The organism is Lujinxingia sediminis, assembly GCF_004005565.1.
Taxonomy (GTDB): Bacteria; Myxococcota_A; Bradymonadia; order Bradymonadales; family Bradymonadaceae; genus Lujinxingia; species Lujinxingia sediminis.
This window is the reverse complement of sequence record NZ_SADD01000001.1, coordinates 1,277,184-1,293,981: the sequence shown is the minus strand read 5'-3', so window position 1 is coordinate 1,293,981 and position 16,798 is coordinate 1,277,184. Positions and strand designations below refer to the sequence as shown.

Sequence of the window (16,798 nt, the reverse complement as noted above, 5' to 3'; positions counted from 1 at the left end):
ACATCATGATGGCAAGCAAAGATCTGCTCGAGCGCGTGGCTTCCGAGGTCCAGGACGACTTTCAGGACAACCACCGCATCATGAGCTTCCCGCAGTTTATGGAAGCCTTTGCGCAACACCCTCGTCGCCACGCTCGCAGCAGCGCGCAGTATGTGCGCGATTGTTTTGAGTTTTTCGGTCGCGAGACAAAGCCGCAGTTCTGGGGGGAGGTCACCCATTTTGGCCTCTTCAACACCCCCTTTGATCAGGGGCGCAACCGCCTGGTCGGCCAAGAGCGCACCCAGGAGCAGGTCTTTAAGCTGCTTGAGAACTTCGTGCGCGAGGGCAAGGTCAATAAGTTGATCTTGCTGCATGGCCCCAACGGCAGCGCCAAGAGCACGTTTGTCGACACCGTGATGCGCGCCATGGAGCACTATTCTCACACCGAGGAAGGCGCGCTCTATCGCTTTAACTGGATCTTCCCCACCGAGAAGCTCGCGCGCGGCAGTTCCATCGGCTTCGGGGGGTACCAGACCCGCACCGTGGATGCCTCAACGCTGGAGAGTTTTGCGTTTCTGGATGAGGAGGATATCGACGCGAAGATCTCCAGCGATCTCAAAGATCATCCGCTGCTGCTGATCCCGCTCAAGCAGCGCCAGGTGCTGCTGCAGGAGTTTGTCGACGAATGGATCATCCCAAGCGACAGCAACGACAGCGATGCGCTGCGTGAGCGTCTCGACGGCGATGGCGATGAGGAAGGGAAGGCTCCCTTTACCTTCAGCGATACGATCCTTCGCGGTGATCTCAGCCACACCAACCGCCAGATTTTCGATGCGCTCCTGACCGCATACCGGGGGGATTTCGGCCGGGTCATGAAACACGTGCAGGTGGAGCGCTTTTATATCAGCCGCCGCTATCGTGCCGGAGCCGTGACGGTGGAGCCGCAAATGCGGGTGGACGCCGGACTCAGGCAGCTCACCGTCGATCGCAGCCTCTCGGCCCTTCCCGCCAGCCTGCAGAATCAGACGATCTTCGAGCCCTTCGGGGATCTCGTCGACGCCAACCGCGGGATCATCGAGTACGACGACCTCTTTAAGCGTCACCCCGACTTCAACAAATATCTTCTGGCCACCAGCGAGAAGGCCACGGTGTCCCTGGAGAATCGAATTCTCCACCTGGACACAGTGATGATGGCCACGGCCAACGAGGACTACCTCGACGCCTACAAGCAGACCGCAGACTACTCGTCCTTCAAAGGCCGGGTGGAGCTTGTGCGGGTGCCATACCTGCTCGATTACACGGTAGAAGAGATCATCTACCGCGAGCAGATCGCCAGCGTGAACTTCACCAAGCGCATCGCGCCGCACACGACCTTTGTGGCGGCGCTATGGGCGGTGCTCACGCGGCTGAAGCGCCCGCAGGCCGACCAGTACAGCGCCACGATTCGCGATATTGTCGGGAGGCTCTCTCCGCTGGAGAAGGCCGATCTCTATGCCCATGGTCGCGTCCCCTCCAACATCGGGCCGGAGCGCGCCCGCGAACTCAAGGCTATCGTTCCTCGCCTGATGGCCGAAGGTGAGGGGAGTGCCGACTACGAAGGGCGCTACGGGGCAAGCCCGCGCGAGATGAAGATGATCCTGCTCAACGCCAGTCAGAACGAGCGTTTCCCCACGCTCTCGCCGCTGGCGGTGTTCGAGGAGATGGGGAAACTTGTGCGCGACCCCAGCGTCTTCCCCTTTTTGCAGATGAAGCCCGACGGTCCTTACTACCGCCACGACCAATTCATCGACGTGGTGCGGGAGCGCTATCTGGACATCATCGATCTGGAGATCCGCAGCGCGATGGGCCTAGTTGAAGAAAAACAGTATGGCGAGTTCTTTACGCGCTACATCGACCATGTCAGCCAGTGGCTGAAGGGCGAGAAGGTCTATAACCGCATCACCGGCACGTATGAGAAGCCCGATGAGGAGTTGATGGCGGAGATGGAGGAGACCATTAACCACGAGGAAGACCCGGAAGACTTCCGTCGCGGGCTGATTACCTCGATTGCGGCTTTCTCGATCGATAACCCGGGTATGAAGGTCGACTATCAGCAGGTCTTTCCGATGTTCTTTGAGGCGTTGCAAGAGGCCTTCTTCGAAGAGCGACAGCGCCAGATTCAGCGTATCGAAGAGAACCTGCTCACCTACTTTGAGAGCGAAGACGGCGCGCTCAGCAGTTCCGAGCGTCAGAGTGTCGAGACGACGCTTACTAACCTGAAGTCGCGTTACGGTTACTGCGATGAGAGCGCCCGTGAGGCGGTGGCCTTCTTGCTGTCGAATCGGTATAAGAGCTGACGGATAACGGAATCCCAACGACACGACGTGTACGAGGAGAGCGAGATGAGAGCAGTGGGGCAGAAGATGCTCTGGGTGGCCGTTCTTGCGGCGGTGACACTGGTTGCCCAACTCGGGTTTGCAAATAGCCCGGAGCGCAGCCGTCAGCAGATCGGGGAGTTTCGCGCGCAGCTCGAAGAGCTTGAGTCCAGCGATCGCAAGGAGGTCGCCTCGCGCGACGTCGAGATGATCGAAGGCTGGCTTCAGGAAGCCGAAGTTCTACTGGCTAATGGCCAGCAGGAAGCGGTGACGATGCGCATGCGGCGGGTAGAGTACGGGCTGGATATGGTGCGCGCGCTGGTTCAGGCCGGCAATATCGACGCCAGTGCCGAGAGCCAGGAAGAGCGCTACCACCAGGCGCGTGCCGAGATCGAAGAGCTGCAGTCGGAGATCAGCGCGCTGGAGCGGCGTAAGGCGGAGCTTCAGGAAGAGCTCAACCGCGTCTCGCAGCAGTAGAGCAAGCCCCTTCGACGTACGAAACGACCCGAACGGTACAGCCCGGGAGAAGTCAGATGTCAGGCAGTTTTAAGAACAGGTTTGGGAAGATGATCGCGCTGGGAGCGGCGGGTGCAGCGAGTGTCGTGCTGGCCACAGGGTGCTCCCCCAGCCCGAAGTCCGATGAGCTCGTGGAGCTCGAACGCATGCTTCAGGATCCGGCCGCTCAGGAGCTGCGCGAGATCCCCAATGCAGCGCGTTACCATCAGGAGGCCCGTCAGCTACGGCGCGTCGCCGAAGAGGCCCGTGAGGAGCGTCGCGATGAGCTCTCCCGAGAGTACGCCATCCTGGGCACGCTGCGTTACCGCACCGCTGTGGCTGTAGCGTCTCAGTTTGAGGCTGCTGAGCGCCTCAAAGCCGCCAACGCGAAGATCGAGGAGGTAAACCCGGATCTGCGTGCGACCAACGAGAGTCGCAACGCGTTGGCGCGAGAGATTCAACAGCTCGATAGCGATATTCGCGCCGCGGTGCGGGAGCAGGAAGCTCGCCGACGGGCAGACGCTTCCCGGCGTGAAAGCACCTTTGAGGCCGCGCAGTCTACCAGCACAGACACCACCTCGGAGAATCTTCAGCAGGTCAACGCTCGGATTCAGGCTGCCGAAGCCGCACGTGCTGCCGCGCTGGAGTACAAGGCAGACGAGTACGAGCGCAGCCGTGCTGTCTTTAACCGGGCTGAGTCGCAGCTGAGTAACGCGCGCTCGCTCCTTCAGAGCCAGCCCGGTGCGGCTGGCACCATCCTGCAGCAGGTCAACTTCGCGGTGCAGCTCTTTGAAGAGGCCGAATCCACCGCGCGCCCCATCCACGAGGAGATGGTCGAGAAGATGCGCCCGGAGAACCGCATCTCGGTCTTGCGGCAGAAGGCTCGCGATAACTTTGGCGGGCCGTATACCGAAGAGGAATATCAGGGCATCCGCATCGTCATGGCGCGGATGTTTGTGCCGCAGGAGGCCAACTTCCGTCCGAACACGGACGCGATGCTCGATGTGCTCGCGCGCCTGACGAATGAGTACGGGGAGTTCTCCATTCAGATCGAGGGCTACACCCAGCGTCGGGGCAACGTTACCGAGAACCTGGCGACCTCCCAGCTGCGTGCTCATCGTGTACGCGACTTCCTGGTAGAGCGTGGGGTCGATACTTCTCGGATCTCCACGGAAGGTTTTGGTCAGGAGCGCGTGCGTTTCAGTGATGATGCCGAGAATAATGATCGTGTTGAGATCATCCTGAGGCATAGCGGCAACTGATTGTGGTTATGTCGTGTCGTCTCAGCCTGAGCACGTCCCCACTCGACCTTGCGCGCGCATTGCTCGCCAGTGTCGAAGGGGACGTGCTTTTTTTTGATTCGCAGATCAGGTCCGGGGCGTACGCGCGTTGGTCGATGCTGATGTGGGAGCCTCGCCGCTGGCTTGAGGAGTCCCCGGTTGGCTCGGGCCGTGTCGTGGAGCAGCCCTCCGGGGAGAGGGTGGACGATGTGCCGGCGTGGATGCGTCAGGCGCACCGACGTTGCTCAGCTCCGACGGAGTCCAGGGGGCTTCCGTTTTGCGGAGGGCTGGCGGGATTCTGGGCTTATGAATGCGGCGCCTATCTCGACGATCTTCGGGCCGAGTTGCCGCGCGAGGACTCACCACTGCTATGGGTCGGTGAGTTTGAGGGGGCGTTGATCTTCGACCATCAGCACGGCACCTGGTGGGCAAGTGGGAACGAGGCCTGGGTCGAGGAGGCGATGGCGTGGATCGACGCACATGGGGCAGGGGATGTGTCGGATCGGTTTGAGAGCGATGGGACCGGAACGCCTCGTGTTGCCATCCGCGAGGTTGAGGGGGAGGTGTATCGGCGTGGGGTGCAGGCGGGCGTTGAGGCGATCTTCGAGGGGGAGCTTTTTGAGGTGAACTACAGTGAGCGGTGGGAAGCGAGCTGGCAGGCCGGGGGCTGGGAGCTCTACCGACGTTTGCGCGCCGCTGCCCCCGGGCCTTTTGGGGGTCTGGTGCGTGTTGGGGCGACCACCCTCGCGTCGGTGAGTCCGGAGCAGTTCATTGAGGTGGGAGAGGATGGAGTGGTGCGGACGCGGCCGATTAAAGGTACGCGCCCCCGTGGTGCGTCGCCTGAGGAGGACGGGCGGCTGGCCGCAGAGTTGAGCGCCAGCGCCAAGGATCGCGCCGAAAACGTGATGATTGTCGATCTGATGCGCAATGATCTTACACGGGTGTGTGTGCCTGGAAGCGTGGAAGTCAGCGAACTCTGTGGGTTGCACCATTTTGCATCGGTGCATCATTTGATTTCGACGGTGGAGGGGCAGCTCTCGGCATGCGCCGATGCTCTGGACGTGTATACCGCGTGCTTTCCCGCCGGAAGTATCACCGGCGCGCCGCGCCTTCGGGCCATGGAGTGGATCGCAGAACATGAGGCGAGCGCGCGCGGAGCGTACACCGGTTCGATGTTCTACTGGTCGGCTACCGGCAACTTCGACAGCAACGTGTTGATTCGTACCGCTACGCTGACCGGCAGCCGTGTGCGCTATGGCGCTGGCGGGGCGGTGGTCGCCGACTCAGACCCGGCTGGCGAATGGGAGGAGGCTCGCTGGAAAGCGCGTCCTTTCTTCAGTGCCCTGGGCGTCGGCGTCGAGCAAGGGATTCGACGAGAAGACGCGGCACCATGTGGCGAGGAGGTTGACGATGGAGGATGACCGCAGCTTCCTCTACGGCGACGGCCTCTTTGAGACGGTGCGCGTGGAGGGGGGGCGTGTACGCTTTCTGGAGCGTCATCGCTCCAGGCTTCGACGATCGGGCGTAGCGCTGGGGTTTGATGAGGCTCATATCGAGCAGGGATGCGCGATGCTCGGTGAGCCTGATGGGCAAGATGGCCTCTGGCGGGTCACAGTGAGCCGACGTGACCGTGAGATTGCGTTTGGTGGGAGCGGCCGAGTCTGTGGGCGATGGCGTCCAGGGCTGCCGCTTGCCGAGCCCCTGGCGTTGGTCACGATGCCCGGTTTTTACCTGCCCGGTGACAGCCTGGCCGAACACAAGACGACAAGCTGGATGCGCTCGGTCGAGCTACGTCGACGCGCCCGGATCCTTGGCGCCGATGATGGTGTGAGCGTCAGCGAGGACGGACGCGTGGGGGAATGCAGCGCGGCAAACCTTCTGGTGTTGCTTGAAGAACGGTGGATCACGCCGCCGGTTAAGGGCATCTTGCCGGGAATTACCCGGGAGGTGCTACTGGAGCGCGGGTCACAAAAGGGGCGCTTGATTGAGGAAGTTGAAGTGACGCAAGAGGTTCTTGCGCGGGCCAGGGCGCTTGCGCTCGTATCGACGGGCGTCGGCGTGCAGGAGGCACGTTCACTCGACGGGCGAGCGCTGGAGTTGGGGCGTACCTCCGGGCTTAAAGTGATTCTTGAGGGTTTATGAGGCGATGGACGCAACGCGACCCGAATGACTGGGCCATACGGCAACCCGGTCAGGTGGTGATCCTGGATAACCGGGACTCGTTTGTCTTCAATCTGGCCGATCGTCTGGTGCGCGCCGGGGTGTCTCCGGCGGTGGTTCGCAGCGATGCGATAGCGCTCTCGACGTTGCTGGAGAGCAGGCCCTCAGCGCTTGTGGTGTCTCCCGGCCCGGGCCATCCGCGAGACGCTGGCATCAGTGAGGCGGCGATTGAGGCCCTCTCCGGCCAGGTGCCTGTTCTGGGGGTGTGTCTGGGCCATCAGGCCATCGCGCGCGTCTTTGGTACACCGGTGGTACGCAGCGAGCAGCCTCGCCACGGCATGGCCAGTGCGATTACCCACGATGGAAGTGGCATCTTTAAAGGGATGGATGAGGTTTTTCCAATGGCGCGCTACCACAGTCTGGTTGCCCGCGCTCCGCTGATTGCGCCGCTTGTCGCGAACGCCTGGGCGGAGGGTTTTGTGATGGGAGTGCGTCACGAAACCCACCCGACACATGGGGTGCAATTTCATCCCGAGTCGATCTTAAGTCCGGGCGGGTTGGGCATGCTTCACAACTTTTTGGCGCTGATTTCCGACTGAACCCATCGGTCCACGTTAAGACTCACCAAAGGTTCCGGGCTCCACGAGCAGCGCCTTCCCGCCGGCGCTGTGCAGCACATCCTTGAAGGAGAGCGCTCGCTCTCGCGAGAGTCCCCAGGCGATGACGCAGGGAGCGCTTTCAGCGAGCCGCTCGGCGGCGGCGTAGTCGATCGAGAGCAGGATGGTCAGCACCTGGTTGATGCGCCGATCGGAGTAGCCAGGGTGGCGTAATACGAGGTCAACCAGGGCGGTCTGAGCGTCATCGCGTTTGAGGCGGCTGTCGGAGAAGTCACCCTGCACGAGCTCTCGAGCGGTCGAGGCGCTGGCGCTACTTAAGTCGAAGACAACGCCACTGCCTGAGCCCTCGGATGCTCCGTAGTGTGAGTAGGAGGGCGCCGCATCAGGTAGCGACGCGGAGCGGGATGGCGCAGGGGAGGGAGAGTCCTGTCGCGGTGAGGGAAGCACCACGTCATTCGTGCCCAGATAGTCCTGAAGGTCGCCACCGGCGTCGATGTAGTCGCCCAGGCGCTTGCAGAAGCGCTCCAGATCGCTGGCGAGCTCCTGCCTGCTGCCCAGGTAGCGCTCCGGCTCAACGGTCAGCGAGAGCGTGTGGGGGGAGGAGCGATCCGCGGCGTGATGGGCCTGAACGTCGTAGCGAGCGTGCAGGTAATGCGAGAGCGCGTGGGCGAGGCGTTGGGACTCGGAGCCGCCCAGAACGTTGCTGAGATGAACATTCAACATCAGGGGGCCTGCGCCGCCGTCGACCACTTCGAGGCGCGGGGCATGCGTCGCCGAGGCATCGGTGTCCTGGTGAGGGCTGTCGCGCTGACCAATGGTTTCAAATGGGGAGTTGGCCCTTGCTCCAGACGCCGGCGTCGGGGTGGCGGACGTGGTTGGGCCGTCGCCGGAAGAGCCGAAGAACGTCAGCCATCCCTCGGCGGTGTCCACCTCGGAGGCACGCGCCATAAACGCGAGCAGCGCGTCGAGGGAGGCGTAGAGTGCTTCGGCATTTGGCAGCGTGGCGCTCAGGTTCGCTGGCATCGCCGCCGACACGAGTTCCCAGCTCGCCGGTGTCGCCCGGTTGAGCCACTGACAGGCGGCATTCGCCAGGCTGGTTTCCTGCCCCTCGGGAGGACCGGCGGCAAGTTCGACGAAGACGGTCGCTTCGCTGGCCTCTTCCCTGATGAGAAGTCGAATAAAGCTATGCTTCTCAAAGGCGGTCAGGCCCTGGTGCCAGGGCGTGCCAGGCTTTGAGCCCGGAGGGGCAGGTGCCGGGTGGAGTGTCATCCCACGGCTCTGAAAGACTTCGGTCCAGGTGGCGCTGATCGACTCTCCCATTTCTTCCTCGTGGCGCATGCGGTGTTGGTCTCGTCATTATGTATGCGTCGCGATCGGGTGTGGGGCAAGCCGGGGCTTTAAACTTTTGTCGGAAGAGGGGGGGCGTCACAAAAAAAGCCCCACCGAAAACTCGGAGGGGCTTCTATACATCGGCGGAGCGCGCCGGCGCCCTCGGTCGAGGCGTCCGGTTTAAGGAAGCTCCTCAAGCGCGTTCAAGTCATGATGCTGTAGCCATCATTCATATCGATGATCACCACGCCGCGCGAGGACTCGTCGGCCTCGTCTTCGTCATGCTCATCAGGGGTATCGTGGTGCTGGGGGATGTAGAGGGGCAGTCGGAGGGCTTCCGGCTGCCAGCTGGCGTCATGTTCGCGTTGGCGTTTGAGTTCGTCGTAGATGATCTGATCCGACAGCATGGCGCGACTCCTTCGGTGCTCGATACGGTTGCCCTGGCCGGCGGGCCGGGCGGTACTGAAAAGCCACCTCTTCTCTTGCCTTTCTGCAGACTTAACGAGCGAGAGACTTCCAGTCTTCCTGAATCATTTTAAGGAGACTGTAATAAAAGTCCAACCCTCCCGGGGAGAAAAGTGCGCGAAGAGGCACCGGGCCTTGTTTGATGCGGGATTGAGCATAGAAGGAGACTCGCCCGCATCCAAATAATTCGATGCGGGCGCGAAGAGAACGCGAGAAAAGGGGGTAGAAGAGCGTCGGAGAGAGGAAAGCTCGCCGGTTACCAGGCGGAGTGCTCCCGGCCGGGGCGTTGCGGCATCCTTCGTCGGAGACGCTTTGCGGAGCGTTAGAGAAGGAGGGAAGCTGTCGATCACTCGGGGTCTTGCGGGTCTTCGTCCCTGTTGATGTCGTGACGCGAGGTGTCCCGGGTGGCCCGAGGCGGCTCGTTGTCGGGCGCGGCGCTATCCTCATTCTCCCCGGTGCGAGGGCTTTCGGCTTCGGCACCGTCAGGCAGCGTCGAGGGTTCGGCGGGGAGAAGATCATCGATGGCAAAGCGATGCGGGGCGTCGTCGGGAAGAAGTTCGGCCAGCGTCACGCCCTCGCGAAAGGTGGGTTCGGTCGGGCTGTTCGGCGATTGCGGGGTGCCGGGCGTGGGGGAGGCACCGCTGCGGCGTTCTTCGTCCTCAACGAACTGATCGTCCTTGCGGTAAAACGCGAACACCGCCCCGTAGAAAAGAACGCCAAGCACGCTAATAGAGGCCCACATCAGCACTTCGCCCGCGAAACGTAAGAGCGCAAGAGGGGCGGTGAGCGCCGGCCAGGTGATGGCGAAGTTCTGAACCATTAAGACGATCCAGTAGAGCCCCAGGGGGACCAGCAAGAGCCCCAGCGCGTAGATGAAGAGACGGTACATCGCCCAGAAGTTCTCCAGGACGAAGGCAGCCGCTTCGAGCACGGCTTCGCCCAGCCCCAGATCGTCAATGATCATCGGGGCACCGATGACTTCGAGTACCAGGCGAGTGAGGGCGAACCAGCTGATCATAAAACTGATGGGGAGCGCGACGATCAGGGCTTTCCCAATCGTTCCCAGGGCGGCGAACTCCGTAGATGAGAAGGCGTTAGCCAGACCAATCGCCACGGCGGCGGCGATGCAGATCGTCACCAGGCGCACGGCAAAGCGGAGCAGAAAAAGGGCAAAGACGTCGGGGAAACGGCGCAGTGCGACGCGACCGAAGGTGCGCAGCTTCTCGATGGGCTCATCGCGAAGGCCGGCTGCAAGCATGCCCCAGATGCCGCCCGTGACCAGGGCTTCGAGCGCGGCACCAATGATGGCGACACAAAAAATCGCGCCGGTCAGCCCGGCGATAAAGGCCGGGCTGGATGCGATGGTTGCGAAACGCGTCAGCCATTGCGAAAGCGCCCCGCCGCCGGCAGCGAAGTGCTGAAGGTCGAGCGCGACGACCATCGCAACGACAGCCAGGAGCGCAACGTTTGCGGCGCGCCCCAGGAGGTCAGCGAGCATCTTCCATGCAAAGACCCAGGGGTCATGCTTGAGGATCTCCCAGGCGCGTCGGTAAAAGGGAAGGGGGTTGAAGGTCTTGCGTTTGACCCACTCCCAGGAGCGCGCGGAGGCGTCTTTGACGGTCTGGCGAGGATCGGTGACCATGGCGCTTCTCGATGAACAAGGTGTGTGGCGCTTTAGGGCGCGCAGCAGAGGCAGAGTTTTAACGCGTCAACGCGTAGAACAAAAGGATGCGATGATGGCAGAGAACTTCAGAAATAAAGTCGTGTGGATCACAGGTGGTGGCAGCGGCATCGGTGCGGCGCTGGCTCATGAGTTTGGCCAGCAGGGAGCGCGAGTGGTGGTGAGCGGACGTCGTCTGGAGCCGCTGGCGGAGGTGGTTGCTGAATTGAAGGGGAAGGGCGCTGAGGCGATGGCGCTCGGTTGCGATGTAACAAAGGTCGGTGAGCTCGAGTTGGCAGTGGAGGCGGTCGTCGAGCGCTTTGGTGGCCTGGATGTAGCGGTAGCCAATGCCGGGTTTTCGGTGGGAGGGCGACTCGAAGAGCTCCATGCCAGCGAGTGGCGCCGTCAGTTTGATACCAATGTGACCGGCGCGGCGATGACGTTGCGCTACGCCCTGCCGCATCTCTACGCGAGCAAGGGGCGCGCGGTGGTGATGGGCAGCGTGGCGGGCACGCTAGGGGTGCCGGGTAACTCCGCCTATTGCGCATCAAAATTCGCCGTGCGGGGCATGGCACAGGCGCTCAGCGCCGAGCTTGCCGGAAGCGGTGTCAGCTGTACCCTTTTGCAGCCGGGGTTTGTGCATAGCGACATCAACCGCGTTGATAATCAGAACCAGGTTCATGAGGACTGGGAGGATCGTCGACCGGCGCAACTTATGTGGCCTGCCGATAAAGCCGCTCGTCAGATGCTCAAAGCGATCGCCGCGCGCAAACGCGAGGCTGTGATCACCGGTCATGGCAAAGTCGCTACGTTTCTGGCCTACCATACCCCCGGCCTCACGCAGGCAGTGCTGGCGAGGGCCGGGGAGAGGCTGCGACCGAAACATCATCACGAAGCGTGAGAAAACTCAGGGATGCCCCGGATCGTGGGGGACACTGCCGCGGGGGGCGCGGAAAAACATAAAGGGTGAGTAGCGCAAGAGGTTGGAGACGCGGGAGGTGTAGATATCGGCGTAGCGTTCGACCTGTCGGGTGAGGTGGCTCTTATCGTTGCCGGTTCGCATCAGGTAGCCCCAGGTGGGGTTCGACGCGACGCCGTCTTCAATCACCAGGGGGGCGAGCTTGCTGTCGAGAGCGACGAGCTGCTCGCGAATGCGCGACATTTCTGCTTGAAGGACCTCCGGGTCGGCGTCGGTCTGGGGGCCGTAGCCCTGACGCAGGCGCTGAAGGTTGAGGCGGCGAGTGGAGAACTCGTCTTCGAGTTTGACCTTCTCGAGCATCATGCGGCGGATCTCGACCTGATTTTCTGCAGCGACCTCAATGGCGCAGAGCTCCTGCTCGAGCTCGCGCATCACCAGGGCTGTACGCCAGCGCAGCACGCTTTTGGTGACGTTGACGTCGGCGAAGAGGTGGTCGCCAACATAGAGGATCTCGTCGCCGGACATACCCAGTGCGCCTTCGATATCGGACGCGCTTCCGCCGAGGTAGGCGCGGCCCTCTTCGAGTTTGCCAACCCAGGGCTTGAGCAGCCCTTCGTCGTCAACGACCTCGAAGATCGGCGCGGAGCCGGAGAAGAACGCGGGTTTGCGCGCTGAAACCACCACCAGATCGAAAATCTCGCGCCAGGTCATCCCGTCGGGGAGAAAGGGGTCGATGGTGTAGTTGAGCATGAAGAGGGTGTAGGCCCACTCGGAGTTGGTGATGAGCACGAGCTTTTTGCCGGCGTTTCGCTGGTCAAGCAGCGTCAGAGGAACCTCGGGGTCGGGGTCGACATAGACCTCCGGGTTGGCCATGATCTCCGCCTTCAACTCGCCCTCAATGTGAGCGGCGTCCAGGACCTCCTGGACGCGCGAGTAGAGGTCGGAGTAGCCGAGCACTTCCGGGAGTACGCCGCGGTCGAGCAGGTCGACGAGCTGGGCGTACATCACGCCGGCGGAGATCGAGAAGAAGGTGTTGAGAAAGACCCAGCGCGAGTGGTCATTGAGGTCGACCAGGGTGCGGGTGTAGGCCTCGCGCATCTCGGCGTAGGGGATGATTTCGGTGCCGTGTGCCGCGCGCCAGACATAGCCAAAGCGGTTGGCTTTGACGATGTTGCCAAGTTTCAGGTCGATGACCAGGCCGCGGCTGACCCAGTGTGAGTCGAAATGAAGGTCTTCGACGGGCCATCCGGCTGCGAGCAGGCGCAACTTGATGTGTTCGTAGGCACGGCCCTCCCAGGCGTCGACGTGATAATGGACCAGGGTGTAGTCCATGTCGTAGCCAATGGCCTTGATCGAACGCATGTTCAGCGTGCGGTTGCAGAAGACGCCGCGCTGTGGCTCGACGTCGGGGTAGGCTTCAAAGATTCCAAAAGTCATGGGGTTACTCCCGGGAGGCGCTTGCCTGCGACGGTCAGCGTTTCAGCCCGTTAAAGAGGGTTGTCATAATCTTGTTTATCAAAGAACTCGCAGTCAGCCATCGACATCTCTTCGAGGCAGTGGTCATCGGAGATTGCCTGGCCGCCTGTAGCGAGGAACCACCCCACCTGATTGGTGAGGAAGGTATGGATGTCAAACGCGGCATCGGGGTTTGGGGCGTTAAAGGTGTGTGTGCCCCGGTGGTCCAGGTAGCCCAGGCGCAACGCGCTTATGCCGGAATTGGTTTGCAATGTGGCGCGAAGGGGAGCGTCGGCGACGGGCTTGGGATTATCGTTCTCCGGCTGGTCGGCGCGGCGCCACTTACCCTCGTCGAGATTGTCCGGGTCGAAGAGGGTGCCGGGGTGAGAGGGGAAGCGGTTCAGGCTGGCGATTCCCTCGTAGACAAAGTTCTCAATGAGGAACTGATTCTCCGGCATCCCGTAGCGGGGATCTTCCGCGAGAAGCTCGAGCACACCATTGGCGCGAGCGATGGCGAGCGCGGCGTTGATGGGCACGACCTGGTCCCCCAGGGTGCCGATGGTCAGGAAGTTGGTTGCTCCAGCCTTAAAGGCATCACGCTCGTAGGGGTAGCGCAGCGGCGTGTGGGCAAAGTGGGATGCGTAGACCGCCGGGTCGGCCTGCTCCAGGAGCATCTGTGAGAGCCCCATGAAGCTGCGGAAACGCGGGGTCTGACGACGAAGTCCCCAGCCTTCGGCCGGAGCGGCAAGGGGCGCGTCCGCCGGGAAGTAGAGGTTCTGGGAGGTGTAGGTGTAGCCGAGTTTATCGACTCGATGCTTGAGTTCGCCGTCGTCGCCGTAGATCTCGATGACGATCGGGTCGCCCAGGCGAGTGGGGTCGTGAACGATGCGATGCTCAAAGCGTGCGGCACGCTCCGGGTCGCTCTCGGCGATGCGCTCCAGATCGAAGGCGGAGAAGCAAGCGGAGATAGGCTCGCAACTTCCGGCGTCGCTGCAGTAGTGATCGGCGTCGCAGTTGTTGCGTCCGCAGGTCTGAACTTCTTTGCAACCCATCAGATCTTCGTAGACGTCGATCTGGTTATCGAAGCCGATGAGCGCGCGGCGAGCCGAGGCGCTGAGGGCGTCGGCGGCGATGCCAACCCGAAACGTTCCCTGACGCACATAGGTCTGAGCGTAGGCTTCGTCTTCGGGGACGTTGGGGTTGGCTTCGCGGGTGAGGTTTCGGACGACCACGCGGTCGCCGTCCTCCAGCGCCGGGAGCAGCGCGATGGGCGACGAGACGGAGCTGTCACCCTGGGGGAAAAGCCAGTCGAGGCGCGTGCGTGCGCCGTTTTCGACCGGGCGACCGATGACAAGAGGCCCCATCATGCGCAGGATGACGCCGTTGCGAACGTTACCAATGGTGGTACGGGTGGCGATGTCGAGAAGTCCTCCGCCACCGGCGTTGGACGCCCCGGCCACGATGGTGGGCTCAATGCCCGAAAGTACCGTGGCCTGAATGCCTCCCAGCGAGGTGCCCCAGGCGGCATAAGGACGATCACCCCCGAAGTCGACGGTGCCGTCGCCGTTAAAGTCTCCCAGAAGTTCCACTTCACCGTCGCCGTCCTGGTCGGGGCTGGCGAGTAGTTCGGGAAGGCGGTGAGCGAAGTCGCTGCCGGTGTCGACGGCCTTAAAGCGGCGCTGGCCATCGAAGGTCCGCAGGATGCGGATGAGTTGCATTTGATCGATGGTCGTCTGGCGGATCATATCCCGGGAGTGCAGCACATCTGCCGAGAAATAGTCGGCGCCTGAGTCGGTTGCGCCATCATTGTTGATGTCGCGTGCGCGGTGCAGGCCGACGACGCTGGCGAGGTTGTCGAGCCCTTCGCTTTCGCCAACGCCTTCGAGCAGGTCCCGAAACTCAGCGGGAACTTCCAACCCGTGTCCGGCGGCGTCGATGGTGCAGGTCGCGAAGCCAAATTTGGCCATCGCGCCGGCAAAGGCCAGCATCTCAAAGCGGGTCGATCCGATGGCGTGGCTGTAGACGATCACCGGGAAGGGGGCCTGCCGGGACCCCTCCGAGGTCGGCACCGTGCAGATGACATGAACCTCGGCGGGACGAACCTCGGCGCGTCCCCGGGCCAGGTCGATTTGAAAGAGCGCGTCGTCATTGGCCTCATTGCCCTGGCGGGCGAGTCCTTTCGGATCGATGAGGAAGTGGGGGGAGAGGTAGGTTCCGCTGACGACGTAGTCGACGTCCTCAAACGCCTCCTCGATGGCACGGGTGCCAGCCGGCCCGAGCTGTTCGCTGGCCAGGGGCACGATAAAAGAGAGCAGCGCGTCGAGCTTAAAGGTCATCGGCTCGGCGGCGTCGGGGGATTTGACGTTGTGGACCGCTAAAAACTCCGCGGGGAAGCGCTCCGAAAGCCAGGCCAGGGGGCCGTGCCCGTAGAGGCCCGCACGTACTCCTTCCAAGACCTCGGTGGGTACCTGGGTGGTGAAGCTCCAGGCGAATCGAAGTTGGGAGAGATCCTGGTCGAAGCGCCCGGGGAAGCGCTCGGGAAGAAGCTCGCGCAGAGGTTCAAGCGCCTCGCTCTGGTCGAGATGGTTGATGCTCTCGAAGGGGCTGTCGATCGCACGGCCGTCTTCGCCGATGAGCGCGTCGGTCAGTACGACAGCGTATGTGGTGCCGGGCTCCAGCGGGTTGACCGGACGCAGGATCAGGGTGTTGGTCTCGCGCTCGTAAAAATCGAGGACCTGGCGGAACTCCGTCGGGTCGGCCTCGGGGGCACGGGTGTTGGGATGATCAACCACACCGTCGTCGTCGGTATCATCCTGCCAGCTAAACTCGCCGCCGGGGCCAGTGGCCTGCTCGGTGGTCTCTTCAAAGAGGAGATTGCGATCGTCTGCGCGGGGGTCGAGTGCAAAGTAGTTGTTCGCGCGCTCCAGTGTGATGGGGAAGTTGCCCAGGCCCATATCCAGAAGCACGACTTCGCCGTAGGTGTCGCTGGCGGGATCGACGTTGACCAGATAGACGGCGTCGTCGCCGAAATCAGGGGTGAGCTGCTGATGCCGTGCGATGAGGTTGTCGATATCCAGCGGGGCATCAAAGGAGACGTGCATCGGAGCAAAGACGGCAAAGCCGGTCTGCTCGTTGATGGCGTTGCGGACCCTGGCCTCGGCCGCGCTGGCAGCCAGGGTGGACACGTTGACGCGCTTGCCGGTGGGGCTTGTCGCGTCAGCTCGGGTGGCCAGGTCGTTGGGGAAGGGAATGTCGGGAAAGGGCCGCTCGTCGAGGTCAAAGTCGACCCGGGGGCCTCCCGAGGGGCTGGCCTCACCCAGCCCCAGGACAGGGGCGTTGGTGGGCCAGCAGGCCGCGCTCAGGCTGAGCGCGGCCAGTGCGAGTAGCGTCGATGGGGTGCGAAGCACGTCTCTCTCCCGAGTGTCGCGTCGGGAGCGTCCCGGCGCTTACTTGCCAAAGTGTTCCTGGTAGTCGGCCATGGCTGCACGCACCAGCTTCTGGGCGTGATCGGCGCCGTAGATGGTATCGACCTGGACGTTGGATGTCGTTTCACCAGGCACCATCTTGTAGGTCAGGAAATAATGGCGCAAGCGCTCGATGAGAACTTCTGGAACATCGCTGATGTCGCGAGCGCCAGCCCAGACGGTGTCGTTCTCGAGCACGGCCACGATTTTGTCGTCAGCCTCCCCGTGGTCCACCATGTGCAGCCCCCCGATGACGCGGCAGCTGACCAGGAGCTCGGCACGGGTGATGGGCCGCTCGCTGAGAACACAGATGTCCAGCGGGTCAAGGTCGCCTTCATCGGTGGTCAACGAAAGCTCGCCGACGCGATCGGCGCAGTAGGTGCGCGGGACGAAGCCGTAGAGGGTAGGGGGCTGCGAGGAGAAGCGCTGGGGGCGGTCGACGCGCAGGTAGCCGGTCTCTTTGTCGATCTCGTATTTGACCGAGTCAAAGGGGGTCATCTCAATGTAGGCGTTGACGACCTCGGGGGCGTTGTCACCTACGGTGAGACCGTGCCAGGGGTGGGGACGAAACTGTTGAAAATCGGGGTGCTTGCTCATTCTTCTATCCTAGAGTCAGGTTGC

Annotated in this window: 13 protein-coding genes; 7 read left to right on the top strand and 6 right to left on the bottom strand. The window is 62.4% G+C overall.

Annotation, left to right across the window (positions count from 1 at the left end; all coding sequences use genetic code 11):
* Positions 1-8 precede the first annotated feature (8 nt).
* The 6 genes from EA187_RS05270 to EA187_RS05245 are packed head-to-tail and all read left to right on the top strand — an operon-like array spanning position 9 to position 6,867.
* Positions 9-2,315 carry a PrkA family serine protein kinase gene (locus tag EA187_RS05270; RefSeq protein ID WP_164856017.1) on the top strand — a complete coding sequence of 769 codons (2,307 nt, stop codon included), beginning with the start codon at positions 9-11 and terminating at the stop codon, positions 2,313-2,315.
* Between the two features lie 45 nt (positions 2,316-2,360).
* Positions 2,361-2,810, top strand: coding sequence for a hypothetical protein (locus EA187_RS05265; RefSeq protein WP_127779399.1), 450 nt, complete (start codon positions 2,361-2,363; stop codon positions 2,808-2,810).
* Positions 2,811-2,866: 56 nt separating this feature from the next.
* Positions 2,867-4,090, top strand: coding sequence for an OmpA family protein (locus tag EA187_RS05260; RefSeq protein WP_115602564.1), 1,224 nt, complete (start codon positions 2,867-2,869; stop codon positions 4,088-4,090).
* An 8-nt stretch (positions 4,091-4,098) separates the two neighbouring features.
* Positions 4,099-5,529: an anthranilate synthase component I family protein gene (locus EA187_RS05255; protein ID WP_127779398.1), complete on the top strand. Its 1,431-nt coding sequence runs from the start codon at positions 4,099-4,101 to the stop codon at positions 5,527-5,529.
* Positions 5,519-6,250, top strand: a complete 732-nt coding sequence (locus EA187_RS05250; protein ID WP_164856016.1) for an aminotransferase class IV — start codon at positions 5,519-5,521, stop codon at positions 6,248-6,250. The genes EA187_RS05255 and EA187_RS05250 overlap by 11 nt, the downstream gene beginning before the upstream one ends.
* Positions 6,247-6,867 carry an anthranilate synthase component II gene (locus EA187_RS05245; protein ID WP_127779396.1) on the top strand — a complete coding sequence of 207 codons (621 nt, stop codon included), beginning with the start codon at positions 6,247-6,249 and terminating at the stop codon, positions 6,865-6,867. The genes EA187_RS05250 and EA187_RS05245 overlap by 4 nt, the downstream gene beginning before the upstream one ends.
* 15 nt (positions 6,868-6,882) lie before the next feature.
* On the opposite strand, the gene EA187_RS05240 is transcribed toward EA187_RS05245, so the two are convergent.
* The 3 genes from EA187_RS05240 to EA187_RS05230 form a co-directional block, all read right to left on the bottom strand.
* Complete coding sequence (locus tag EA187_RS05240; RefSeq protein WP_127779395.1) at positions 6,883-8,205, bottom strand: hypothetical protein; 1,323 nt, start codon at positions 8,203-8,205, stop codon at positions 6,883-6,885.
* A 212-nt stretch (positions 8,206-8,417) separates the two neighbouring features.
* Positions 8,418-8,621 (bottom strand): hypothetical protein, encoded by a 204-nt coding sequence (locus EA187_RS05235; RefSeq protein ID WP_115602569.1) that lies wholly within the window; start codon positions 8,619-8,621, stop codon positions 8,418-8,420.
* A 404-nt stretch (positions 8,622-9,025) separates the two neighbouring features.
* On the bottom strand, positions 9,026-10,321 hold the full coding sequence (locus EA187_RS05230) for a hypothetical protein (protein ID WP_127779394.1): 1,296 nt from the start codon (positions 10,319-10,321) through the stop codon (positions 9,026-9,028).
* 94 nt (positions 10,322-10,415) lie between these two features.
* Between EA187_RS05230 and EA187_RS05225 the strand changes: the two genes are divergently transcribed.
* The gene (locus EA187_RS05225) at positions 10,416-11,240 is read left to right on the top strand and encodes an SDR family oxidoreductase (RefSeq protein WP_164856015.1); all 825 of its coding nucleotides are present in this window, start codon (positions 10,416-10,418) and stop codon (positions 11,238-11,240) included.
* A 6-nt stretch (positions 11,241-11,246) separates the two neighbouring features.
* On the opposite strand, the gene EA187_RS05220 is transcribed toward EA187_RS05225, so the two are convergent.
* Genes EA187_RS05220 through EA187_RS05210 form a run of 3 tightly spaced genes read right to left on the bottom strand, consistent with a single transcriptional unit; the run spans position 11,247 to position 16,774 of the window.
* A complete protein-coding gene (locus EA187_RS05220) occupies positions 11,247-12,695 on the bottom strand; it encodes an HAD-IG family 5'-nucleotidase (protein WP_127779392.1) in 1,449 nt (482 codons plus the stop codon).
* Positions 12,696-12,745: 50 nt separating this feature from the next.
* Entirely contained in the window at positions 12,746-16,120 is a 3,375-nt protein-coding gene (locus tag EA187_RS05215) for an alpha/beta hydrolase (RefSeq protein ID WP_127779391.1), read from the bottom strand.
* A 39-nt stretch (positions 16,121-16,159) separates the two neighbouring features.
* Positions 16,160-16,774: an inorganic pyrophosphatase gene (locus EA187_RS05210; protein WP_115602574.1), complete on the bottom strand. Its 615-nt coding sequence runs from the start codon at positions 16,772-16,774 to the stop codon at positions 16,160-16,162.
* Positions 16,775-16,798 lie beyond the last annotated feature (24 nt).